The 23,886-nt window shown below is 35.3% G+C and carries 26 protein-coding genes and 1 pseudogene; 15 read left to right on the top strand and 12 right to left on the bottom strand.

Translation table 11 applies throughout. The features are described from left to right. Window positions 1–50: 50 nt before the first annotated feature. Window positions 51–2,165 carry an FUSC family membrane protein gene (locus tag GLP24_RS00460; protein WP_232615344.1) on the bottom strand — a complete coding sequence of 705 codons (2,115 nt, stop codon included), beginning with the start codon at window positions 2,163–2,165 and terminating at the stop codon, window positions 51–53. 258 nt (window positions 2,166–2,423) lie between these two features. Here GLP24_RS00460 and GLP24_RS00455 point away from each other — a divergent pair, with 258 nt between their 5' ends. After that, the gene (locus GLP24_RS00455; protein ID WP_101769108.1) at window positions 2,424–3,083 is read left to right on the top strand and encodes a nitroreductase family protein; all 660 of its coding nucleotides are present in this window, start codon (window positions 2,424–2,426) and stop codon (window positions 3,081–3,083) included. 73 nt (window positions 3,084–3,156) lie between these two features. Here GLP24_RS00455 and GLP24_RS00450 read toward each other — a convergent pair whose 3' ends face one another. Both GLP24_RS00450 and GLP24_RS00445 read right to left on the bottom strand, forming a co-directional pair. Continuing rightward, window positions 3,157–4,086: a LysR family transcriptional regulator gene (locus GLP24_RS00450; RefSeq protein ID WP_101769109.1), complete on the bottom strand. Its 930-nt coding sequence runs from the start codon at window positions 4,084–4,086 to the stop codon at window positions 3,157–3,159. Between the two features lie 47 nt (window positions 4,087–4,133). Continuing rightward, window positions 4,134–4,853, bottom strand: coding sequence for a sulfite exporter TauE/SafE family protein (locus tag GLP24_RS00445; RefSeq protein WP_232615343.1), 720 nt, complete (start codon window positions 4,851–4,853; stop codon window positions 4,134–4,136). A gap of 346 nt (window positions 4,854–5,199) precedes the next feature. Here GLP24_RS00445 and GLP24_RS00440 point away from each other — a divergent pair, with 346 nt between their 5' ends. Next, window positions 5,200–5,523, top strand: coding sequence for a hypothetical protein (locus tag GLP24_RS00440; RefSeq protein ID WP_232583435.1), 324 nt, complete (start codon window positions 5,200–5,202; stop codon window positions 5,521–5,523). A 94-nt stretch (window positions 5,524–5,617) separates the two neighbouring features. On the opposite strand, the gene GLP24_RS00435 is transcribed toward GLP24_RS00440, so the two are convergent. The 4 genes and pseudogenes from GLP24_RS00435 to GLP24_RS00420 form a co-directional block, all read right to left on the bottom strand. Beyond that, window positions 5,618–6,076, bottom strand: coding sequence for an NfeD family protein (locus GLP24_RS00435; RefSeq protein WP_101769112.1), 459 nt, complete (start codon window positions 6,074–6,076; stop codon window positions 5,618–5,620). Window positions 6,077–6,090: 14 nt separating this feature from the next. After that, complete coding sequence (locus tag GLP24_RS00430) at window positions 6,091–7,047, bottom strand: SPFH domain-containing protein (protein ID WP_202820812.1); 957 nt, start codon at window positions 7,045–7,047, stop codon at window positions 6,091–6,093. Between the two features lie 266 nt (window positions 7,048–7,313). Continuing rightward, a pseudogene (locus tag GLP24_RS00425) lies at window positions 7,314–7,547 on the bottom strand (transporter); the annotation flags it as partial. Between the two features lie 159 nt (window positions 7,548–7,706). After that, a complete protein-coding gene (locus GLP24_RS00420) occupies window positions 7,707–8,159 on the bottom strand; it encodes a DUF3069 domain-containing protein (RefSeq protein WP_101769115.1) in 453 nt (150 codons plus the stop codon). 213 nt (window positions 8,160–8,372) lie between these two features. Here GLP24_RS00420 and GLP24_RS00415 point away from each other — a divergent pair, with 213 nt between their 5' ends. The 5 genes from GLP24_RS00415 to GLP24_RS00395 all read left to right on the top strand — a co-directional run bounded on the left by GLP24_RS00415 (window position 8,373) and on the right by GLP24_RS00395 (window position 12,193). After that, window positions 8,373–9,347 (top strand): GGDEF domain-containing response regulator, encoded by a 975-nt coding sequence (locus tag GLP24_RS00415; protein ID WP_152653640.1) that lies wholly within the window; start codon window positions 8,373–8,375, stop codon window positions 9,345–9,347. A 183-nt stretch (window positions 9,348–9,530) separates the two neighbouring features. Beyond that, on the top strand, window positions 9,531–10,190 hold the full coding sequence (locus tag GLP24_RS00410; protein ID WP_167388549.1) for a YceH family protein: 660 nt from the start codon (window positions 9,531–9,533) through the stop codon (window positions 10,188–10,190). A gap of 114 nt (window positions 10,191–10,304) precedes the next feature. Continuing rightward, window positions 10,305–10,592 carry a GIY-YIG nuclease family protein gene (locus tag GLP24_RS00405; RefSeq protein ID WP_233462149.1) on the top strand — a complete coding sequence of 96 codons (288 nt, stop codon included), beginning with the start codon at window positions 10,305–10,307 and terminating at the stop codon, window positions 10,590–10,592. Between the two features lie 79 nt (window positions 10,593–10,671). Beyond that, window positions 10,672–11,214, top strand: a complete 543-nt coding sequence (locus GLP24_RS00400; protein WP_045038076.1) for a YaeQ family protein — start codon at window positions 10,672–10,674, stop codon at window positions 11,212–11,214. A 322-nt stretch (window positions 11,215–11,536) separates the two neighbouring features. Further along, window positions 11,537–12,193, top strand: a complete 657-nt coding sequence (locus tag GLP24_RS00395) for a YdcF family protein (protein ID WP_232574586.1) — start codon at window positions 11,537–11,539, stop codon at window positions 12,191–12,193. A 100-nt stretch (window positions 12,194–12,293) separates the two neighbouring features. Here GLP24_RS00395 and GLP24_RS00390 read toward each other — a convergent pair whose 3' ends face one another. The 3 genes from GLP24_RS00390 to GLP24_RS00380 all read right to left on the bottom strand — a co-directional run bounded on the left by GLP24_RS00390 (window position 12,294) and on the right by GLP24_RS00380 (window position 15,205). Further along, window positions 12,294–13,661: a TrkH family potassium uptake protein gene (locus tag GLP24_RS00390; protein ID WP_101769119.1), complete on the bottom strand. Its 1,368-nt coding sequence runs from the start codon at window positions 13,659–13,661 to the stop codon at window positions 12,294–12,296. After that, window positions 13,658–14,320: a potassium channel family protein gene (locus tag GLP24_RS00385; RefSeq protein WP_167388550.1), complete on the bottom strand. Its 663-nt coding sequence runs from the start codon at window positions 14,318–14,320 to the stop codon at window positions 13,658–13,660. The genes GLP24_RS00390 and GLP24_RS00385 overlap by 4 nt, the downstream gene beginning before the upstream one ends. Before the next feature lie 525 nt (window positions 14,321–14,845). Further along, window positions 14,846–15,205: a VanZ family protein gene (locus GLP24_RS00380; protein ID WP_232576930.1), complete on the bottom strand. Its 360-nt coding sequence runs from the start codon at window positions 15,203–15,205 to the stop codon at window positions 14,846–14,848. Between the two features lie 213 nt (window positions 15,206–15,418). Between GLP24_RS00380 and GLP24_RS00375 the strand changes: the two genes are divergently transcribed. Then, complete coding sequence (locus GLP24_RS00375; protein WP_144043161.1) at window positions 15,419–15,748, top strand: hypothetical protein; 330 nt, start codon at window positions 15,419–15,421, stop codon at window positions 15,746–15,748. 351 nt (window positions 15,749–16,099) lie between these two features. Here the strand turns inward: GLP24_RS00375 and GLP24_RS00370 are convergent, their stop codons facing one another. After that, a complete protein-coding gene (locus GLP24_RS00370; RefSeq protein ID WP_232615342.1) occupies window positions 16,100–16,633 on the bottom strand; it encodes an NADPH-dependent FMN reductase in 534 nt (177 codons plus the stop codon). Between the two features lie 136 nt (window positions 16,634–16,769). Between GLP24_RS00370 and GLP24_RS00365 the strand changes: the two genes are divergently transcribed. Then, entirely contained in the window at window positions 16,770–17,669 is a 900-nt protein-coding gene (locus GLP24_RS00365; RefSeq protein ID WP_101769124.1) for a LysR family transcriptional regulator, read from the top strand. 138 nt (window positions 17,670–17,807) lie between these two features. Further along, window positions 17,808–18,332 (top strand): spermidine N1-acetyltransferase, encoded by a 525-nt coding sequence (gene speG, locus GLP24_RS00360; protein ID WP_045038084.1) that lies wholly within the window; start codon window positions 17,808–17,810, stop codon window positions 18,330–18,332. A 66-nt stretch (window positions 18,333–18,398) separates the two neighbouring features. Here the strand turns inward: speG and GLP24_RS00355 are convergent, their stop codons facing one another. Then, the gene (locus GLP24_RS00355) at window positions 18,399–19,058 is read right to left on the bottom strand and encodes a glutathione S-transferase (protein WP_152653646.1); all 660 of its coding nucleotides are present in this window, start codon (window positions 19,056–19,058) and stop codon (window positions 18,399–18,401) included. A 214-nt stretch (window positions 19,059–19,272) separates the two neighbouring features. Here GLP24_RS00355 and GLP24_RS00350 point away from each other — a divergent pair, with 214 nt between their 5' ends. From GLP24_RS00350 to GLP24_RS00330, 5 genes are all read left to right on the top strand, one after another. Next, window positions 19,273–20,817, top strand: a complete 1,545-nt coding sequence (locus GLP24_RS00350; protein ID WP_045038086.1) for a 4Fe-4S dicluster domain-containing protein — start codon at window positions 19,273–19,275, stop codon at window positions 20,815–20,817. After that, on the top strand, window positions 20,817–21,128 hold the full coding sequence (locus GLP24_RS00345; RefSeq protein WP_045038087.1) for a hypothetical protein: 312 nt from the start codon (window positions 20,817–20,819) through the stop codon (window positions 21,126–21,128). Before GLP24_RS00350 ends, GLP24_RS00345 begins: the two co-directional genes overlap by 1 nt. Before the next feature lie 63 nt (window positions 21,129–21,191). Beyond that, window positions 21,192–22,343 (top strand): tetratricopeptide repeat protein, encoded by a 1,152-nt coding sequence (locus GLP24_RS00340; RefSeq protein ID WP_232615341.1) that lies wholly within the window; start codon window positions 21,192–21,194, stop codon window positions 22,341–22,343. Window positions 22,344–22,371: 28 nt separating this feature from the next. Beyond that, window positions 22,372–23,580, top strand: coding sequence for an FMN-binding protein (locus GLP24_RS00335; RefSeq protein ID WP_232615340.1), 1,209 nt, complete (start codon window positions 22,372–22,374; stop codon window positions 23,578–23,580). After that, window positions 23,570–23,791 carry a hypothetical protein gene (locus GLP24_RS00330; RefSeq protein WP_232576924.1) on the top strand — a complete coding sequence of 74 codons (222 nt, stop codon included), beginning with the start codon at window positions 23,570–23,572 and terminating at the stop codon, window positions 23,789–23,791. Before GLP24_RS00335 ends, GLP24_RS00330 begins: the two co-directional genes overlap by 11 nt. Window positions 23,792–23,886 lie beyond the last annotated feature (95 nt).

Genomic DNA, 23,886 nt, shown 5'->3' with positions numbered 1-23,886 from the left:
CTTAATAGAGAAACAACGTACTGTTATTATGAATAATGACGCCACAATTATTATTGTGTTTGATGGTCGATGGCACTAAGAAATAAGGCAATTTCTTTTGCTAGTAATGCGATTAACTGATTGTTATCAAGCCGATATATTTCATCTTCAATGTAAGTAAATGATTGATAAATGAGCTGTTCTTGTTTAGAAATATGTTTGAATAACTCAGTATGATTTAATGTTTGTTGTAACAGTTGTTGAAGTTGTATTAATGAATGTGTTGCACTTTTTATTTCAGAGTCTATTTGATTGTTGATTGTTATTTGTTCTTTATTTTCATTGATTTGCGTTAATATTCGTAAAATAATATTTGAGCTACGGCTACAAAGAAGAATGTGTTCACTGGTTTGTGAATTACGTTGTGGTTCGCCTAAATATCCCATCCAGTGATCAAATAAGTTGGTATCGTAGACAACACAATCTTGGAAGTGACGTTGTAATTTTTCGCTGTGTTGTGGATCTTTATTTGATAAGTAAAGATGAAAGCTAATCAAGTAATCAGTATAACCCTTGATAGTGGCTGAGAGTTGAGTTGGAAATGATTTCTTCTGCCAGCCAGGTGTGAGAATAAACACAAAGATGAGAGGAATAAATACCCCTAATACGGTGTTATCTAACCGTGGCAGCATGATGTTATCTCCCTGTCCATTAAGCGAGAAACCCGCAAATACAAACAAGGTAACGAAGAATACGGCAAACCCATAATGACGCGCGGAAGTATGAAAAAATAGAACGGCTGCAATACAGAAGACAAAGGGTAAAATATCCATTGATACTTGAAAGTGCAGTAAACCACCGACCACAATTAATCCACAAACCGTACCGGAAAGACGCTGTAACAATCGCGTCCATGTCATGGATAAATTTGGACGTAATATTAATAAGCTGGTCATTAATGTCCAAAAGCCAAAATCAAGATTCAACGAACGTACAACAATAAGGCCAGTAGTAAGGCTCAATGTTCCACGCAGCGCGTGACGGAAGTAACTTGATTTCAGTGTCATTTGGCTAACGAGTTTTGAAACAATATCTTGCCATTTCCACGTTAAAACAATGGGTTTAGATATAATTTGAGGGGTGATTGCAACGGTGGTTGCTTTGTTTTTAAGTTCTTGTAATAAAAGATAAATGATATCTAATTTGTTGATGAATGAATGTGCTGTTATTGCTTCATCTTGCGCTTCTTCTGCTACTTGATATTGACGTAAGGCTTTAAAGTCAATTTCGGGTAGGATTAAAAAGTGCACATTATTGACAGTAACTTGCGCTAAATACTGACTAATTTGTTGATCTGCATGATGAATACTTTCTAACCATTGTGGATTATATTGCTTTAATAATGGCGTTGACGTGAAATACATTAAGCGTGTTTGTTCATTAATACGCTCTGCTATTTTTAGAAAACGGTAGATATCTTGTAGCTTGGCGCTGTCTTCACCACAACAAAATTGCTGATGAATACGGTATTCAAGTGTATGAGATAAGGTTGCTATTTGTGAGCGAAATTGAGCGGATTTAATAAATAATTGGTTTTTATCTGTTGCTAAAACAAAAGCTTGATCATGAAGCATTAGCTTTTTAGCTAGTACTTGATAAAGATCCGATAAAATATCTTTTGATTCTTGATTTGGCAGAAAATAAATAGCTAAAGCTTGCCAGAAAATATACCACACGGCACCACCAGTTAACCAAAGTGGTACTAGCCATACTGGACGTCCTTCTAAGTGTAATAACATCGCGTAAATAGCCAATAGAATCGCAGAGAACCCAATAGCCCCTAACCGAGGAGTTAATACTGCGAGCATAAACAGTGCAAAGCTGACTATTGCCAATGAAGTTACAAATAATAACGAATGTGGAAAGACAACTTCGATGCCTAAACTGATAAAGAAAAAGAGGGGCAAGGCGATCATAAAATCAAAAATGCGGTATTTTGTCACGCTAGAAGTATCAGCAAAACCACAGCTAATACTACCAAGTGAGAAAGCAATTCCCATGGTGACATGGCCCATTAAAAATAATGGAATAGAGCAGCTTACAAAGCTAAGCGCCGCAATATTGGTTCTTAAATTGAAAAAAGTTCGTAATGATGGATAACGAAGTAAAACATTTGATTGAATCATTGTCTGCACGATAGTTAAGAAGAAACACGTATTGCTCTAATTTATCGTTTGTTGGTATGTTTTTCCAGTGTGATGACCGATTTTTTCTCTTACTTTTATATATCGCAATAGCGTCATAAAAAAGTATAACTTAAATGTACCATCACCGTGTTTGTATTATGGTAAAAAATATCCATAATATTTGGTTGTATAGACTATTTATTAAAACGCTGTTTATCTTTATTATTGCGGCATCAATGAGTTAATAGAGATATTATTATGCAACATCAAATTATTACCGATCTTAATAGCCGCTATACTGCAAAGCAATACGATAAAACTAAAAAAATTAGCGCTGAAAATATGGATGTCATTAAAGAAGCCATTCGTTTATCTGCTTCATCTATTAATTCTCAACCATGGAAGTTTATTGTTCTTGAAAGTGATGAGGCAAAACAGCGCTTTTATCAAACATTCGAAAATAAATTCCAATTTAATCAACACCATGCAACAGAAGCATCACATATTGTTTTGTTTGCATATAACCCTTCTTATACTAAAGATGACTACCGCCATGTGGTTGATGTTGAGGTGTCATCAGGACATTTACCAGCAGAAAAATATAATGATATGTTAGATGGCGCTTATGGTTTTGCTGAATTAAATACCGATGAAAATGGATTTAATGGTCATTGGACAAAAGCGCAAAGCTATATCGCATTAGGAAACGTATTGCATGTTCTTGCTCGATTGGGTATTGCGTCAACAACAATGGAAGGGGTTGATTCAGAATTGATTGGTTCAGCTTTTAAAGATGAACTTGGTGGTTATGTTTGTGATGTTGCTCTTGCTATGGGATATCCTTTAGAAGGACAAGATTATAACTTCGGTTTACCAAAAGCGCGTTTAGCTGAAGCTGATGTTATTACCGTTATTTAATATTGCTAACATAACGCGATGATAACGTTTGAATAGACTCTAAATTCAAACGTTATCATTTTTATAAGCCTACTTATTGAGGTAAATAAGCTTCCCATCTTGGTGGGGTGCCAATGTGTTCTTGAACTGCATGAATAAATTCTTTCACCAACATCGTCTGTTTTCTGTGAGGGTATACAGCATAAATTGCTGTGTTTGAACGTGATATTGTCATTTCTGGCAATAGCTGTACTAAGTCTAGGTTCTCAAGTGAATCTTCTAAGTTAGACAAATCTATTAACGCATATCCCAAGCTATCTTTGGCTGCATTTATCATCGTTTTTACATCACTGACTTTATATTTAGCTTGCATCTTATAAGTAATAAAATCGGTATCTGTTATATTGTCTTTGATCTGTAATTGATCAAGCGTCACATCAATATTATTGTAAACAATAGCTGGTAATTGGGTTAGTTGTTGTGCTGATTGAGGAAAACCATAACGATGAACAAAAGCAGAAGAAGCAATTAAAATAAAATGGGTGTCTGCTATTTTTTTTGCAATTAAATTAGATTCAGTTAGTTTTCCAAGTCGAAATGCAATATCAAATTGTTCTGAAATAATATCTGCTTTTCTATCATCAAGTGAATGGATGATTTGGATATCAGGGTATTTGTTTATGAAACACGAAATGACAGGTTGTAAGTAGTTTTGTCCAAAGTAAATTGGAGATGTAATACGTAAAATACCTTTGGGTTGTGATTGGTATGACTTCGCAATAAGTTGGATATCATCTAAGATATCGTTAAGTTTAATCGTTTGTTCGAGAATATTCTCACCAGCAGACGTCAATGAAAATGATCGTGTAGATCTATTTAAAAGTTGAACGCCTAATTCTATTTCTAATTTTTTAATTTTTTTTGATAATGATGAATTATCCATGTTATGTAAAGCCGCTGCTTTTGAAAATGAACCTTGATGAACAACGTCAGCAAACAATAATAATTGAGTAGTTAATGACATTATTTATTCCTTCAATGTCCAATGAAAAAAGTGCGCTAATAGATTAACTATATTAGACTTTTGTATATTGCAATAAAACCACAAATTAAGCATAGCGTTAATGCACCGTAACGAATCGTTTGTTTAGGTAACGATTGGGTTGTTTTTAATGCTAACCAATATCCAGCCCATGCTGCGGGCAGTAAAGGTAATGTTAGCCATAATTTGTCGATATTTAAAAAACCAACGGGAATTAAGGTTATTAAAGAGATAATCGAACTAAATACAAAAAAAGCCGACAAATTCCCCCGTAATTGATTCGCTTCCTGGTGCTGTAACAGTATAGCCATCGGTGGGCCACCAATCGCTGAACTAGTGCCAAATAATCCTGAGAAAAATCCTGCAATAACCATTCTTCTTGGGGTTGGCTCAATTCTAAATGGCATTATACTAATAAAAACGGCAAGTAATACCAATAAACCTACCCATAATGATAAGCTTTGTGTTGAAACAAAAACGAGTAGCGTTGCACCTGCAATAGATCCTGGAATACGTCCTAAGATGGCCATTTTTAATCCGCCTAATTCAATACTATTGCGATGTTTTAAGCTATTAAGTAATGAGATAAAGAGGGCAACTAGACAAATAGGGGCGGGGACATACTGGGGTGCAATAATAATAAGAATCGGGGCTGAAACGATAGCAAGTCCAAAACCAATAGCTGTTTGTACAAAAGATCCTAAAAAGATCATTATCATTGCCAGTAATGCTGTTGGATCAATAGTCATAATTAGATTCTTACATTGAGAATTATATACTGTTCGCTATTGTTATCTACCATGGCTTTTTATGCAATCAAGAAACGAATCTGTATGGTATAAACAGCATAATGTTAATTATACTAAGACACAGTTATTTTGATAATTTATCTAAAAAAGTAAACATTATTTTAGTCTATTAGCGTGTTCTTTTTTGTTGGTATAATTATATTGTGGTACAAAGTTAGTGGTTTATGATCGGTGTAATTGTGAAATCGTGAATAATGTTCACTTTTTTTTAAGGGGCATTTAATGTATTCAAACTATGATCTTGTAAATCACCGTAATAGACTATTGTAATTTACAAGATGCATTGATGATGAATATCACTTACAGTGAAAATCGACATTTACGTAAATTTTTTCATTTACACGAGCAATATCAAACTATTATTTATCAAGATGTCAGAGAGCGTTTACCACTATTAATTGCGAGTCAGTCTATAAAAATAAAGACAGTAAGACAATTTCGGTGTGGTGGTTTGAAAATATATGAATATAAGATTGTTGCCGTTAAAGATGCCGTATTTCGGTTAGCTTATACCTATCTTAATGACACAATCAATGTGATTTATATTAGCCAGACAATTATTAAACATCAGTTTTGTAAGTTATTAGAAAAAACAGAGCTTGTTGATTAATGAAATATATCATTTTTAATATAGAAATAAGCCGTTAAGAAATATTAACGGCTTTATCTATTTACGTTGTTATTAGAACTTGTAATATCAAGCTTTATTTTATTAGCTTATCTATTGGTTCAACCCATAAAACACCAACTTCTTTTTTTACTACTTTAACGGTTACACCTTTTTCTATTACGGTGTTTGATTTAAGTAACCATTGAATACCTGAGTAATTAAAGGTATAGCGTTCTGATGGTAATAAATCTTTTTCTAGTTCAAATGTTATAACAGCAAAATCACTCTTTATATCGGTTTTACTGGGTTTGTTTTGTAATTTTTTTAATGGCTTCCAAAGTACAATGGCTAATACTAAGGTTATAATGGCTAAGGTTAAAATCGTCGTTATCCAATTCGCCTCTAGCATACCCATGTAAATTAAGCCACTGGTGATCAACATGGCAATGCCGAAAAATAGCAGTACAAAGGTACTACAACCCAGAATTAACACTTCAATGATAAGAGTGAGTAATCCCAATATCACTAATGTTTGTGGGATATTGCTAAACATATCGCTCCTTAGCTCTAAGAATTATTTTTTTGAGCTTTATTAATCAAATTGATAATTGATAAACCTTGCGCAACCATTGAGCTTGCACTAGTTGAGTCTTCTGGCAATAAAACAACTGAAGATTCTTTAGCAATGGCTTTTTTTGCCTCAATGGCTTTCGTTGCTAATTCAAGTTGAATTGCTTTTTGACCTTGTTCAGTATCAGCCGCTTCACCTATTGTGCGTAATGCCTGTGCTTGTGCGTCGGCAACCGCTAAAATTGCTGAAGCTTCACCTTCTGCTCTAAGAATTTGTTCTTGCTTATCTGCTTCTGCCGCTAATACCTGAGCTTGTTTTTTACCTTCCGCGATGTTGATAGCAGATTGACGATCACCCTCAGATTCAAGAATTTGCGCTCTTTTTTCTCGTTCTGCTTTCATTTGAGCTTCCATTGCTTCCATTACAGAGCTTGGTGGCACAATGTCTTTTATTTCATAGCGTAGTACTTGAACGCCCCAAGGGTCAGATGCGGTATTTATAGCTGCAACAATATTAGCATTTAAAAGATCACGTTCTTCAAATGTTTTATCTAATTCCATTTTACCTAATTCAGAACGCATGGTGGTTTGCGCCAGTTGAGTAACGGCAAATCTATAATCATCAACACCATATGTTGCTTTGTAAGGATCTAGAACTCGAAAATAAAGTACACCATCAACAACAAGGCTAATATTGTCTTTTGTGATAGCTGATTGTGACGGTACATCGACAGCCGTTTCTTTTAGGCTTCGTTTGGCGCCAATACTATCAATAAAAGGAATAAGAAAATTCAAACCCGCTTCTTTGGTGGAGCGGTATTTTCCGAAACGTTCAACAAGCCATGCTTCATTTTGAGGTACAAAAATAATACTTAATTTAAGCGTAATAACAATAAATATTAGTAGGTATAATTGTGGGCTTGAGAGTAAATTAATAATGAAATCGAGTGGCATTATACATTCCTTATGTTTGATTAAGTGTCAATATTATACATGAACCAGCATATCACATATTTTTATTACATTTATAATAGGCAATTCAATTCGTGAGATGCAACTATAGAATATGTAATAATTATTTTAATAAAGACACTATGTTGTCGGAATAATAAATATAAAAATGATAGTAAAAATACGCTAATGATAATAATTTTTAGGGTATTTATATAGATAAATTCATTCAGTTTTAATTAGTTACTTAAGTAATGTAATAGTCTATTTTAACGTTGCTGTAAAGGATACGAGCGATAGTGCCATAAACCATACACTTGAAGCCTATCACGGTATTTGCCGACTAATTCTTTATTTTTTGGAATAACTAAAGTTGATAATGGTCTGTCTGCAACACTTACACTATCAAAAATGACACCACCAAGTCCTGTTTGCCAACTCGCAATATCAAACACTGCCTGATCTCGCCGAACATGGCTAGCTGAGCTGATAATTGTTGCATGATATTTTGTGTTGAGCACAATATTTTTAGTTGCTAACCTTTAGTTAAACAAAGGTAAATAATTGACCATAAATATGTATTATCTAATAAATATTAATTATAAAAAAAAGAAAGAGTGGATCACTCTTTCTTTTCATATTAATGATCGTAGTAATAATAATTACTTTTGAAAAATTTCAGTAAACTCGCGTTTCATTGGTGGATTGCGACGCGCTTTTTTTAATTGCTTACACATATCTTTTACACAGTTAACTAAAACTTTATCAAGCATAGATGCTTTGTATTCAGCTTGTTCATCTGCACTCATGTCTTCTGGGAATTTGGTATCTTGCATTTCACCAAGGAAGTCAACGCCAGAGTAGCTTTGGCTTAGTGCAACTAAAGAGTGAAATTGCTCAAAATTATCCAAAACATTTTGTGCGCTTGCTGGTAATGCGTTCCATGCTTCACGTGAAGTCGGCTCTGATACCTTATAAACGTTTACAAGCATATCAATCAACTCTGCTGGTACTTCTTCAACTGTGGCTACTTGGCGAAGTTCTGGAGAACAGTCATCTAATGTAAATACTGTTTCTTCGATGATTTGTTCTTCGTTGTTATTAATTTCAGACATAGTTTTTCCTAACGCATTGTGTTTTGAGAGGAGGAATCCTATATTCCTACTGATAAATGTCAATATATGATTATAAAAGTAATAATAAAATTTATTTTAGTGAATAGTCATGGTGTAATCACGCTGTTAAGTTTTTTTTTCATAATATGAATATATGGCATGAGTGATGCAATATGTTTTATATTGTAAATTGGCTATTGTAAAGGATTTAATATGGGAGTGATGCGGATTTTAATTGCCGATGATGTTGCCAGTGAGCGATTATATGTAGCGGCATGTCTAACAAACCTTGGTCATCATGTTAAGTCAGTATCATCAGGTGCGGAGTTATTGAAGTGTTATTCAGAATTTCAGCCTGATTTGTTATTAATTGATATTGAAATGCCAGAACAAAATGGCATTGAATTAGTGTCTATGATTCGACATAAGTATCCAGAATGGGTACCGATTATCTTTTTAAGTGGTCTTGATGATCCTCATATTATAGCTAAAGCTATTGATATTGGCGGGGATGATTATTTAGTTAAACCAGTAAATCCAATTATTTTAGCGGCTAAAATGCAAGCAATGGGTCGCATTTCTGTGATGCGACAACGATTAGAACATACCACGGTACAGTTGCAAAAAGTAAACAAACTGTTATTAGAACAAGCAAATAAAGATCCATTGACTAAACTTGCCAATCGTCGTTATCTTGACCAAAAGTTAACAGAATTTATTGCATTACATGGGCGAAATAATTTACCACTGACAATTATTTTACTTGATGTTGATTTTTTTAAATTATTTAATGATTATCAAGGACATATAGAAGGTGATCATTGTCTTAAACTATTGTCATCTACATTGAAAAAAACATTTAATAGAGCAGGTGAAGTTTGTGGCCGTTATGGCGGTGAAGAATTTATTATCTTAATTTGTAATTGTAATCAAAAACAAGCAATTAAAGAGTGCCAACGTTTAAAGGATGCTATTCAACAGTTAGCGATACCACATGATAATTCATTAATAAGTGATCAATTAACGGTGAGTCAAGGTGCTATCTCATGGGTACCTACAGGGTTAGAATTAGTTGAGAATTTATATCAAGCGGTTGATACATTGTTATATCAAGCAAAAGATAATGGGCGTGATCAATTTGTAACAGCAGAGTATCCACATTCTTTAGTGAGTCATAATGAAAACTGATTTTTACTTGTCTATGACTAAAATTTACAGGTTTTATAACCTAACTACTTGCTGGCAAAGATAAACGTGCTAGTCTTCCTAGAGTATTTTGACACTGTATTATCGTAATGGCTTTTTGAGTGACAAGTGTCGAGATCTTACGGTTACTAGAAAGCCATATTAAGTAAGATAAAGAGGATGATCATGGATATGCAGTTAACAGAACAACAGGCTCGAGTAATTGGTTGTTTACTTGAGAAAGAAATTACTACTCCAGATCAATATCCTTTAACGCTTAATCTATTGACGACAGCATGTAATCAAAAATCAAGTCGTGAGCCCGTAATGGCGCTTGATGAAGCAATGATACTTGATACCCTCGAAGAGCTTAAAGAAAAACGAATGGTGAGCGATGTATCCAGTTTTGGTAGTCGTGTTTCTAAGTTTCAGCATCGTTTCTGTAATACTGAGTTTGGTTCATTGCAATTTACTAAACAAGAACTCGGAGCAATGATTGTATTATTATTACGAGGGCCACAAAGTGCAGGTGAAATTCGTACTCGTACTAATCGTTTATGTGATTTTGTGGATACACAAGAAGCGGAAGCTGTACTTGAACAATTAGCATCAATTGATAATGGGCCTTATGTTATTAGGTTACCTAAAGAATCAGGTAAACGTGATTGTCGTTATATGCATCTACTTAGTGGTGATATTGATGTTGACAATTATACGCCCGCTAAAGCAATGACTGCGAATAGTACTATTAATGAAGAACGAATTATTGCATTAGAACAAGATGTTGAACAATTAAAACAGCAAGTTATTGAATTACAATTAATGTTAGAATCATTAACGGAATAGTTTCTATTATTCACGAATACTGGTAGATTGTTCTGCCAATATTGCCGTCGCTTTCATCATTTTATATAGGCTCAACATTATATGTTGGGCCTGTTTATTTTACGGCTTGTTATTATGTCAATCACGCCTTGGTTTGTTTATCTTATTCGTACTCATAAAGGAATGCTTTATTGTGGCGTTACTATTGATGTTGCTCGTCGTTTTGAAGAACATCAACACAGTAAAAAAGGGGCAAAATACCTTAAAGGTAAGGGGCCTTTAACATTAACATGGTCGCAACAAGTAAAATCTAAACGCGATGCAATGCAATTTGAGTATCGAATTAAAAAACGGTTAACAAAAGCACAAAAAGAAGATCTTATTCAGCAAAATATATCGTTATATACATTATTTTCTGATTAAGGTGACATCAATATTTTTTGTGTAGGTAAGTTGTCTATATGCCTACGCGGTTATTTAGTAATAAATTAAAGGGTTACCGATGGCGATTAGTGCCACTATATATAAAGTAAATATGAACGTAGCAGACATGGATCGCCATGTTTATCTTGATGGTCAGCATACTGTTGCTTGCCACCCATCAGAAACATTACAACGCTTTATGCTGCGAGTGCTTGCTTGGGGATTAAATGCAGACACTGATTTACAATTTACGAAGGGTGTAAGTTCTGCAGAAGAACCTGATTTATGGACTAAAAATCTGGTTGATGAAATTGAATTATGGGTTGAGTTGGGTCTGCCTGATGAAAAACGTATTCGTAAGGCATCGCATCGTGCTAAAAAAGTGATTGTATATGCTTATGGCGATCATGCTGCACCTGTATGGTGGCAAGCAAATAAAACTAAAATTAGTGCTTTAAAGAATGTCTCTGTGGTCTTTATTCGCGATGAAGAACTGAAATGCTTAGAAACATTGGTTGAGCGTTCAATGCAGTTACAGTTGACGATTGAGAGTGAGCAAGCGTGGTTAAGCGATCAACATGGTACTAGCATTGCGATTTTACCTGAATGGTGGCAGCGTTAATTGCTAGCGATAAATAGCGATAATTGAATGGGTGGAGTAAGTGTAAACTTGCTCCACTTTTTTTATTTTTAAAATGGCTTTTTGTTTTTTTATGGTGTTCTGAAAAACTATCATTGTTGATATGTAATATATTGGTGTATGTTGTTTAAGGTATATTAAAATACGATTTATTATGAGATTAATATTTATCATATTAGCAATTTACAAATTATTGTTTTAATTTTTTGTTATTGAAAGACAGTATTTAACGTTATATTTTATAGGTCAGTTATTTTAATAGTATATGTTTTTTAAGTAATATATTGATACAAAGGGATTGTTTATGTCGTCAGGAATTTATCGTTCAGCTAAAATTGTTTGGGATTATCATTTATTACATCAACCATTAGTAAAAAGTGATTGTTTGTTTGTACTGTGTAGTAATGATATTCGAGTCGCAGAATATGCCGCTCAGCTTTTTTTGCAAGGTTATGCTCCTTATATTGTATTTTCTGGCAATGTTGGTGAAATTACACAAGGATTATTCCCATGCTCTGAAGCGGAACATTTTGCCAATATTGCCTGTGAAATGGGTGTTCCGAGTGAATGTATTCATGTTGAACCTTTCGCCACAAATACTGGCGACAACATAATCAAAACCCGTGAATTACTCATGGAAAAAAATCTTGATCCTCAACGGTTTATCTTAGTGCAAAAGCCATTTATGGAACGTCGCACTCTTGCCACATTTGAAAAATTATGGTCAAGTAAAACGGCACAAGTAACATCTCCGCCATTAACCTTTGATGAGTTTGCGAATGATGTGATTAGCTACGGTGATATGGTCAATGTGATGGTGGGGGATTTGCAGCGCATTCGTTACTATCCAGCATTAGGTTTTTCAACTGAGCAAGTTGTTCCAACGGCGGTATGGCAAGCTTATGAGTACTTAGTTGCCGCAGGATTTGATGATCATTTAGTTGCAGATATTTCTCGATAATGAATGATGAGTAAATAAAAAGGCGTGTTTCTTTGATTAGGAAACACGCCTTTCTATTGAGTACCGATTTTATTGGGTAATAGCCCTAATGCGGTATGGATCAACCTGTCGACACGTTATCTTCAGGATAACGCAGTAATGTTGGTTTTGGACGCGCTAACATATAAGCCAGTGTTAGTGGACCAAGACGGCCAATAATCATTACTACGATGATAATATACTTACCCGGCTCAGATAACGTTGCCGTTAAACCTGCAGTAACACCAACAGTTGCAAAGGCTGAAATGGTTTCAAACATCACCTCATAGAACGGTGCTTTCTCTGTTAGCATTAATGCAAACATCGCGATTAATAAAACAATGCCACTGACCACAATAATAGCTAATGATTTTGTTACCGTTTGATTTGAGATTGTACGCTTAAAAAGTACAACCCGATCACGTTGTTTTAAAAATGACCACGTAGCTAAAATAGCAACAACAAAGGTAGACACTTTAATACCACCACCTGTTGATGTTGGACCTGCACCAATGAGCATTAATAACATCAGTACTAATAAACCAGGTTCTGTAAAAGCACCAATGTTGACACTATTAAATCCCGCAGTACGCACTGTTGCTGATTGGAAGAATGCCGCAAGCCATTGACCTGATGTATTTAAGCTGCCAAGCGTTTGCATATTATCGTGTTCAAGTAGCCAAATCATTATTGTGCCGGCGAATAATAATATCGGTGTGGCGATAATCATTATTTTTGAATGCAATGATAAAAAATGAAATCCCCGATGTAAATTACGGTGTAAATCTGAAATAACTGTAAAACCTAAACCACCGAAGATAAACAGCATAGCGACAGTAATAATCACTAAGGGATCATCAACATACTGGGTCAAATTATCAGAAAATAATGAAAAACCGGCATTATTAAAGGCGGATATTGAGTGGAAAACGGCGGTAAAAAGCCCTTTATCCCATCCCATCATTGGCACCCAACGTAACGATAGGAAAAAGGTACCAATTAACTCACAGGTAATCACAAAGATAATTATGTGTTTGACGAGTAAGCGAATATTAATGAATTTTTCTTGCCCGAGTTGCTCTTTTGTTAGCGATTGTTGGCGTAGGCTAACACGGAGGCCAAACATATATAACAAAACAGCAGATAAGGTCATCTGCCCAAGGCCACCGATCTGCATTAGGATCATTAATAACACTTTACCACTGGTGGAAAAGTGAGTACCCGTATCAACAACACCAAGTCCTGTTACACTGATTGCTGATGTCGCCGTAAAAAGTGCATCGACAAAATTTAACCCTGAAACAGAAAAAACGGGTAACGTTAATAAAATAGCGCCAGGGATCAATATAGCTAAAAAGCTAAAGATGATAATTTTTGGCTCAGACCACCGTTTATCGCGCTTATTTGTTTTTATTGGGACATACATTGTCCGATTAGGGATAAAACTCATAACTTTCTTAACGTTTCTGATAGTACATCTTCAGGACCTGTAATAATAAGGATATCACCAACTTGCATTTCCATATCCATATCCGGTGCCTTACGTACTTCAGGACCACGTTTAAGTGCTAATACTTGTGTTTGATCGCTATTTGCACACGGGTGTTTAGCGATAGGTTTACCCATGTTACGAGCTGTAACAACAACTTCAGCTAATGAGATACCACTGCCTAGCTCTGAAAATTCAAATACACGTTTGTCTAGCATGTTACGTGCAATACGAATACCCATATCAAGCTCTGGTCTTATGATTTTATCTGCGCCAATTTTCGAAAGGATTTTACAATGTGGGTTATCTTTGGCTTTGACCCAGACGGTTTTTACACCGGCATCTTTTAATAATAGGGTTGTTAATATGTTGGCATTGATATCATCACCAATCGCGACCATGACTAAATCATAATCGTCAAGTTTAAGCTCTGCTATTGTCGCTTCATTTGAACAGTCAGCAACGACAGCTTGAGTGGCAATATCTGCGGCTTGACGTACACAGGTTTCATTTATATCAATAGCTAATACTTGTGCTCCACGCTCGCTTAACTCTGCACACAGAGACATACCAAAGCGACCGAGGCCAATAACAGCAAACTGTTTATCTTCAGGATTCATTTTTTTCCCCCACATTACTTTAGTGTAATGCTTTATTTGTTTTGTTGTTGATTGTAAAAACATTAAGTTAACAAATTAGCTATTACTATGCTATCTGAGTATCCGTCTCGTTATGTCATTTTGTATTATGACGATATACATAGAAACATCATATTCCAGTTAGATATAATTTTTGGATATTGCTCGCATTTTTTAAGTAATACAAGTTAATGAATCATAAGCATTACTTTTGACTTTTTTTAAAAAGTATGTGGTACTATATAACTATTTGATTGAAATGTTTTTTTTTGTAATTTTGTGAGTAATAATAAATTAGAGTGTTGAAAATAGTAATCTTATATTTAATTCTAATGCTGTTCTTTACTTGAAAATGATGAATTATCAGCCTATATGATACTGTTTTTATTGTTTAAGATAGTTTAAAAACCATTATTGGAGCTATATAGTCAACATAAGCGTAAATAACCATTATCATTGTTAATAAGTAGGCAGAGAATAATAAAAGCTTTTATTCAGCATCAACCGTTAACTGGTTTTCTTGCAAATATACGCCATTATTCTAGCAAGAATAAAACCACTGATTAACCCTCCTGTATTGGCTGCAAGATCAAGCCATTCACCATAGCGATTAACATAAGGTTGAATTAATTCAATCGCACCACTCCAACAAAAGAAAAAGACAGCGATCCATTGCCATTGTTTCGGTTTAACAAAAGCAACGGCAAACATTAATGTGGCATAAGCAATAAAGTGGTGGGTTTTATCTGATCCTGACACGACAGGTAATTCAGCTTGAGGGGTTAAAGATAAGACAGTAATTAAGGCAAGGATCAAGACACTAATAAGCGTCCAATGGTCATAAAAAAATCGGCTAATGCGTGACATGGTTGATGAGTCTCGTGAGAAAATAAGCTGTAAATTATATCGTTGCTGATTAATGATAACAACTGTGATGATGGTGGATAATTACTTATATATAAATGGAATAATTATAATGTCAGTCTTATTTATATTTACGTTAACTGTAATTGAATGGAGTGTCGTAGTCATAACGTTCTATGATATGTCATTAAGATTATAAGTGAAGATAGGTTAGTGGTGGCTAAAGTTCATATATCTCAATTGTTTCAGACTTTTCAATGTGCGTTATCTACTCTGGGGGCTGGAGAAGCAATAGAGGCCAGAACCTTTAAAAAAGATCGCGGTATAGTGGTATTAAAACAAGATGCAGAATATTTTGTGTTTAAGCAATTTGGTTTTAATTCTCAAACATTGACCCTTAATAGAGCAAGCTTACTGAAACAACTTAAGAAGTCGATTGCAAAAGAGTTTCCACGTAGCAACATGGCATGGATTGTCCATTGTGAAGGGATTAGTTCTATTGATCTGTTGGTTTCAACACAAAATTTTCAGCCAAGTTTATTTTAAATAAAAAGACGCTTAACTATAAATAGAGTGATGTTGTCCAATGGATAAATAATTATCTTGGAAGCCAGTAAGTGCTGCTGTTTGTTGCTCTGCTGGTGATGTTTGCATTTCATCAACCAGTTGTTCAAAACTGTTACGATCAAACGAAAGATTAAATGTTGCGATAGTGACATCGTTGGCAATAGGTGTAATGTCATTGGAATTTTGACTATTACACCCACCTAATAATGCTGAAGTATACTGATAGATTCATTAATAATAGTGATCGCTATAGCACTTTCCTGCAATTAATACGTATGTAATATAAGGTAATTAATAACTCTGGAACTAAGATCAAAATAAGATGAAGTGCTATTTATTATTGGTTAAGTTATTAACGATATTTATTAATGCGGTGTTGATGTCACTATTGGTTATTTTTCCAATACCAAGATCAAAATTATCATAAAAACTTGGAATAGAGAGTGATGCCTTTACATCGCCATTGAAATAAGGCGCTGAATTAACCGCCGTTGCTAAAACACTACTCGCACCACCAGGGCCTGGTGATGTGGCAAGTAATAGCATTGGTTTGTTTTGGTAAACTTTAGGTTCGATGCGTGACGCCCAATCAAACAGGTTTTTATATGCGGCGGTGTATGAGCCATTATGTTCTGCAAAAGAGATAATGACAGCATCGGCTTGAGTAATACGATTTAAGAAGTCTTGTGCTAGCGTGGGAATACCTGTTTCTGTTTCACGATCAATACTATAAAGCGGCATTTCAAAATCGTTAATATCTAAAACATCAATATCAGCCCCTGTTGCTAATGATGCAACATACGTAGCAATGTGTTTATTAATTGATTGACGGCTATTGCTTGCTGCAAAAGTAAGTAATTTCATTTGGGATCCTTTATAACGTACGCTACGTTTTTATGGGTAATTAGGAAAAAGTAATAAATGCCTTGATTGCGTGAATTAAGTGTATATTAATAACCAAATATAATTAATGCCTTAAAAGTGTTTTAACTGTTTCCATATGACTAATAATAAATTATTTGATGGTATCGTCGTTTTTGTTCAAGTTATCAAAAGCGGTGGCTTTGGTGCCGCTGCTGAGGTTTTAGGGCATTCGAATTCTTATATAAGCAAAGAGATTAATAAGCTTGAATCTCGACTCGGTGTACGGTTGCTGAATCGTACAACGCGATCAGTTGCGCTAACCCCAGAAGGAGACGTGTATTACCAAGAGTGTTTGCAGTTGGTTATGGATGCAGAACAAGCGCTTGGATTGATGTCGCAAAATAGCTTGAATCCGAAAGGTTTACTTAAAATAAGTTGTCCGGTGTGGTTGGGTTCTCAATATTTACAACAGGTATTTAGTGAATATTTAACGCTATACCCAGACATGCAGTTAGATATTGATTTAAGTGATAAGACGGTCGATGTTGTTGCTGATGGATATGATCTTGTTATTCGTGCTTCAGCGACGTTAGCGGAATCAAGTTTAATTTGTAAGCGGTTATTTAGTTGTAATATTCATACCGTGGCATCGCCTGAATATTTACGACAACATGGTTTTCCAAAGCATCCTTCTGAATTACAACACCATTATTGTCTTTGCTACAGTAATTTAAAACATGCCGATCGTTGGCAATATACAGATGCAGAAAATAAAGTTTTTAATGTTGATGTTCAACAAAAGTTACGATGTAACAATACGCCGATGACGGTCGCGATGGCCGTTGATGGCATGGGGATCTGCCATGTACCAACGTTTTATATCGAATCACAGTTACAACGTGGTGAGTTAACGATATTGTTTCCTGAGTTTGATAAGACATTAGTGAATGTGTATGTGGTTTATCCTAGCCGTAAGCATTTATCAGCAAAGGTGAGACGATTCATTGACTTATTAGAACGTAGAATGAGCAAGTAGCTTTGTTTTCAATATTTTGACGTAAAATTTTACATTTTTCGTCTTTTATTTTTATGGTTTAGTGATATTTTCTAGTTATTAATAAGTTCAGCTGTATATTATTTTAGAATAGTAATTTTTAGGGAATGGATAACCATAATGAATAATGAAATTCGTCTTCGTGCTTTAGAACAAACTGATTTACGTTTTATTCATCAACTAAACAATAACCGCGCCATTATGTCATATTGGTTTGAAGAGCCGTATGAATCATTTTATGAGCTAGAAGAGTTGTACCGTAAGCATATTCACGACAGCACTGAGCGACGTTTTATTGCTGAAAATAATGATAAAGAGTCAATTGGTCTGGTTGAATTAGTTGAAATTAACAGTATTCACCGCAGTGCAGAATTTCAGATTATTATTGCGCCTGATTTTCAAGGTAATGGTTATGCGCGCGCACTAATTAATCGTGCGTTGAATTACGCCTTTACTATTTTGAATCTACATAAAGTCTATTTGCATGTAGCAACAGCAAATGAAAAAGCCATTTATTTATATGAAGAATGTGGTTTTATTGAAGAAGGTCATTTAGTTAAAGAGATCTTTATTGACGGCCAATATACTGACGTTAAACGTATGTATATGCTTCAGGATGAATACCTTTCGAGTCGTAATAAGTAATTTTCATCCCCCAGAGAGCGCAATGTTGTCTGGGGGATTTATATTAATGGTTGCATGTTAGTAAGGTTATACTGTTTCGTAATAAGATGATGGCGTTGAAGCCTCTGATTGCCATAATGTTTTCTTTTTCATGACTTGTGAAAAGATAGGATCTTGGTAATGCTGCTCTAGCCAAGCTTTTAATTTAGGGTAGGGCGCGTGGCGAAACCACTGCCGTTCAACATGAGAAAATTGACGAATAAAGGGTAAAATAGCGTAGTCGGCTAAACTGGGATGATCACACATAAAAAAGCGGTGTTTATTTAATCTTAGTTCAAGATCATCAAGAAACGACTGACATAAATTACGGTAGATCATACTATCTGAATTATGATATCGAATATCGGCTTTGTAATGTTCTAATGCTGCAATGTATTTACAATCATTACGTGCAATAAGATTGATCATATCTGTGAACAAATGCGTACTATCGGCTAATAATAAATTGTGCGGATCATGCTGATTTAACGCCCACACCATAATAGATAAACTTTCATCAATATAATCACCATTACTTAATACTAATAGCGGAACGGTACCTTTAGGGGTAATGGCAAGCATCTCCGCGGGCTTGTCTGTGAGTGAAATGTCACGTATGTCTATCTCTTGTTCGGCTAGGCGTAGACCTAACCGCGCTCTAATGGCATAGGGGCATTGACGTAATGTGTAAAGTATTGGTAGCGTCATTTTATCCCTCCGAAAAATTCCGTCCTTAATGTGATTAAGTTTAGTGCAAATTCGACTAAATGATAAATTAGCACCATTTTTATCTAAATAGTGTGATGTTAGGTTATGAAACGTCACATTTGTATCGGTTTCTGTCCATAAATAACCTGTTGACAATTTAGTTAATAAATATCCTAGAGCAATAAATTGCAACATATCTTAGGACGTTTACTTAATGAAAGATGACCATTCAAATACGCCTCCACCGGAAAGCTTATCTCGACGTAATTTTCTTAAATTTACAGGGGCTGCTGCTGCGACGGTATCTGTTGGAGCCGCAGCGGGTGCTGGTTTTCAATTGGGACGAGATCCTGATAGTTATGTAGGTTGGGGACGAACCGAAGAAGGTAAAGATATGTTTTTTGATCGTACGCCTTTTGTGGTTGATTATCCGCCAACATTTCGTGTTGTAGGTACAATTGAACGCCCTGAGTGGGCATCACATCTTTTTAATCGAACCGGGTGTTTCCGTGATGCATTTATCTCTGGTTGGACCCCTGATATGGGGATTGAAACCTTTCCTGATGTGCGAATTCGTGAGTATTACAAAGATATACCTGACCGCTTTGATGAGATGTTAAGGGCTTTTAGAGAAAACGACATTCGTGAACAGAACATTGAGCGTATTCGTGATCAATTAGCCATTGGTTGGGCATATGATGCCGCACATGAAAAAGCCGCATACGGAACCCATAAACATCCGGTTAATTTCCCCATTAAACCTGAAGGTCCACCTGAAGTCGCAGATTATTATTTTGTAGATAAAGAACGCAAAAAACTGGAATTTAAATCGCCTACACATGCATCAGAACTTATTAAAACGATGGCACATCAATTTGGTGCTAGCCTCGTGGGTATTACTGGTGTTCATGAAGAATTTATATTTAAAAATATGATGCGTGGCGTTGACTCGTGGGGCGATGAAATACCTAAACACTGGAAGTCAATTGTTGTTATTGGTATTCCGATGAACTGGGATCCGATGTATTCCGCGATTGGTTATTCAACGTCTTATGATGCTTATCATAAATGTCGTTTAGCGATTGGAAAACTACAAATATTTTTAGGTGAATTAGGTTATGCCTCTCGTTGTCAGGTTCCTGGTAATGATTATGAAATGACAATCCCTCCTCTAGGCGTTATGGCTGGACTGGGTGAAGCTAGCCGTAATGGTACATTGATGACCCCTGAATTAGGTACTAATGTCCGTTTAGCTGCGCTTGTTACTGAAATTGATTTAGAGATTGATATGCCAGTTGATCTTGGTATGCAACATTTTTGTCGTGATTGTAAAATATGTGCAACCAGTTGTCCCTCAGGATCGATCTCATTATCCGATGATCCTGATACGGTGATTCGTGGTTTTAAACGTTACGATTTCAATCAAGATAGTTGTTATCGAATGTGGCAAAGTGGCCCAACACCAGGGGCCATGGGATGTCGAGCATGTATTTCAGTCTGTCCTTATACGCGTAAAAATAACTGGATCCACACCATTGTCCGTGAAGCTGATCCTCGCGATAAAACAGGGTTAACACGTAAAGCGTTATTAGCAATGCAACATAATATGTTTTATTACCCCGAAGCTGAAGCGTATCACGGGGATTGGAACGGTGGTCATCTTGCAAGTTATCATCAACCACCCAAATGGATGCGGACTGAAAACTATTTTACTGTAGATAAAACATGGCAATACGATGGTAATGGGGAGGGATTCTAATGTTTCCACAAGCAACTATTTTAGACCCATTATTTTGGATGGGATTGGGTGCGTTACAGCTTTTCTTGTTTTGGAATGCGCGTTATTGGGCGAAATCATTACGATTAAAAATGAATGGTTGGAAGTGGTCTGCCGTCATTGGCTGGTGGTTTTCTTTCTTGTTAACCATTGCTGGTGCATTCACATTATTAGGTGAAAATGAAGGCAATGCGGGTTGGTATTTTCTCGGTGTTGTGGGTACAGGTTTAGTGATTATTGGCTTTAGTCTTGCTGCTTTTTTAATTTGGCTGCGTGATCGTCAAGTGCAATAGTTATTGTGTTTAAAAAAGGAGGGTGGTTAACGCTCTTCTTTTGCTATTTATATTGAGAAAATTATGCAACTTTCCCCCAAAACATACCAAAAAATAATGGATCTCTGTCAATTATGTCTTGAGGTTTTTAAACAGCCTTTAGATGGTGCTGCTGTAGTAGCAGCAGTATCCTTACACGCTGATCAATTATTATCTGTTCGTGTCTTTGAATCTCAAGTACATCAAGATGTTAATTTATTCAGTTGGTTAGAGCATCAAGCATTACAAACAGAGATTAATCATTGGCTCACTGAGAATGACATTAATGGATTAGGTAATCAATTTTCTACGATGGCCCAACAAAAACAATTTATTCGAGGTTTGATTCAATTAGGCTTAGCTGAATCAGCATTATCGTGTATTGGACGCGGGCAACAACGTAAGGATGATAACCAATTAATGTTGCTTCGTGGGTTAGCGATGTCAGCTATGGGTATGCCAGAAGCTGCCGCTGAGTGTTTCCAAACTGTGGCGTTAATTGCAACAGAGGATCATCAAGCCTATTTTTATTTAGCCAATGAATATATGAAATTAGGCAAGCATGCATTAGCGCTAAAAGCGTTTGATGATGCTATTGCTTGCCGTCCTGATTTACCTGGAGCATGGCACAATAAAGGCATCACTTATTATCAATTAGAAAATTTTGAACAAGCTATCCCATTGTTTGAAAAAGCAACAATCCTTGCGCCTGATAATATAGGTAGTTGGATTAATCTCAGTAAATGTTATCTTGCGATTAAACAGCCACAAACGGCATTATTAACATTGAAAAACACAATAATTTTGCACGAAAATCACCCTGAATTAGATAAAACAATCGGAATTATTTATAAACAACTGGGTGATGATGATTCTGCTATTTATCATTTAAATAGTGCAATAAATAAAACGCCTAATGAGATTGAGTTATATCAAGTTCGTGCTGAAGTATTAATGAAGTTAAAGAATTATGACTTAGCTTTAGCCGATATTGAATTTTTGAATACCATAGAACCTTATGATAGTGAGTGTTGCTGTTTGAAATTTGAAGCGCTATTTGCACTTCAACGGTATAGAGAGGCTGAAAGTTGTTTTTATTTCTTAGTGGGAATTAATCCTCTTGCTTATAGTCGTTATGAGCAAGAATTGAATACTATTCGACAACATTTACAGATCCCAAGCTGTCAGAAATTATAATTAAAGTGAAATAAAACAAGGGCGTTTTATGAATAAATCACAACGGAATATCTTGGAAAAAACACTTGCGATAGTGACACTATTAGGCCTTGTATTAGCATGGGGGCTGGGCAGTTTACGGCAACAAGATCATATCACAACACAGTTAATGCAAGTCGTTCAGCAACCGATGTTATTTAATGAATTACAGCATGATGTTTGGGCTGCCAAACCTAAAAAAACGGCTGTAAAGAGTAATTTAACAGACTCTTTACTTTGGGTTGGGCGAGCTGAAAGTGTTGGCTATGGTGGTATGCTACAAACAATAATACAAGTTAACGAGAAACAGCAGATTAGTGGTATAGCGATTATTCAAAGTGCTGAAACACCATCGTATCTTAAAGAAGTTATTAGTAATGGATTAATTGATAATTTCATTGATCAAAATGTCGCCAAACTAAAGCAACTCGATGGGATTACAGGTGCAACATTGACTAGTAATGCGATTAATCACTCGATCATACAAGCGGCAAAAAATATTGGTATAAATGTATTTAAGCTACCTTTAACATTGCCCGAATCGACATTGATATTACCGCAAATTATTGATGGTATCGCATTGTTAATCTTTATCATTGCCATTGTTATTAATCGTCCCGCCTTTCCTCATAAAATTATTGCTAAACGTATTATGATGGGAGTTTCGATCATTGTTTTAGGGTTCTATGCTGCGGCACCTTATGGGGCAAATACACTTGGTTTTGTATTATCAGGTGCATGGTTGGATGGTATAGCCAGTTATACATCTTTATTGTTGTTGTTGGTAACTATTGGTTATTTATTAGTAACCAATAAAAATGTTTATTGTTCAACTGTTTGTCCTTTCGGTGCTACGCAAGAATGTATTGGTAAATTAAATAAAGCAAAAGCATGTAAACCAAAACATGACTTCTTTATTTGGTTTGCGAGGGGACTATTATGGTTTACTTTAATTCTAGGTTTATATTATCGTAATTCGGCCTCTTTTAGTTATGAACCGTTTGGAATGGCATTTAATATGATTGGTACGCATTTTATATTCGTATTAACTATTTTGATTGTGCTAACGTCTTTATTTATTAATAAACCATGGTGTCAAACATTATGTCCAGTACATCACTTTATTGAATATATTCGATTTATGAAAAAATGGATTAAAAATAGTGTAAAGCCTACTCGTTTTACAGAAAAAAAACGAGGTGAACGCCATGCGTCTTAATATTTCACTATTGTTTTATATCAGTGCTAGTTGTTTGATTCTTGGTCATATTTACCAAAATATGACAGAAATATCCCAAATGTCATTACAGAATAAGCCTTACTATCAAGTGTTTAGTAATGAAAAACGATTACCGAAAAGTGATGCTAAAATTGATTATAAGCGTTTAGCTGAATTAAATGCAGCGTCATCAAAAGCTGAAGGGTGGTAGGTAACCAGTTATGAGTAGATAACGGTAGTAATAAAAATATTATTACTACCGTTACTATTATTGTATCTTATTGTTAACTTAGAGATCAAATTAAA

This window comes from Photobacterium carnosum (genome assembly GCF_021236965.1).
Classification (GTDB): domain Bacteria; phylum Pseudomonadota; class Gammaproteobacteria; order Enterobacterales; family Vibrionaceae; genus Photobacterium; species Photobacterium carnosum.
This window is presented reverse-complemented; position numbering and strand designations above follow the sequence as displayed.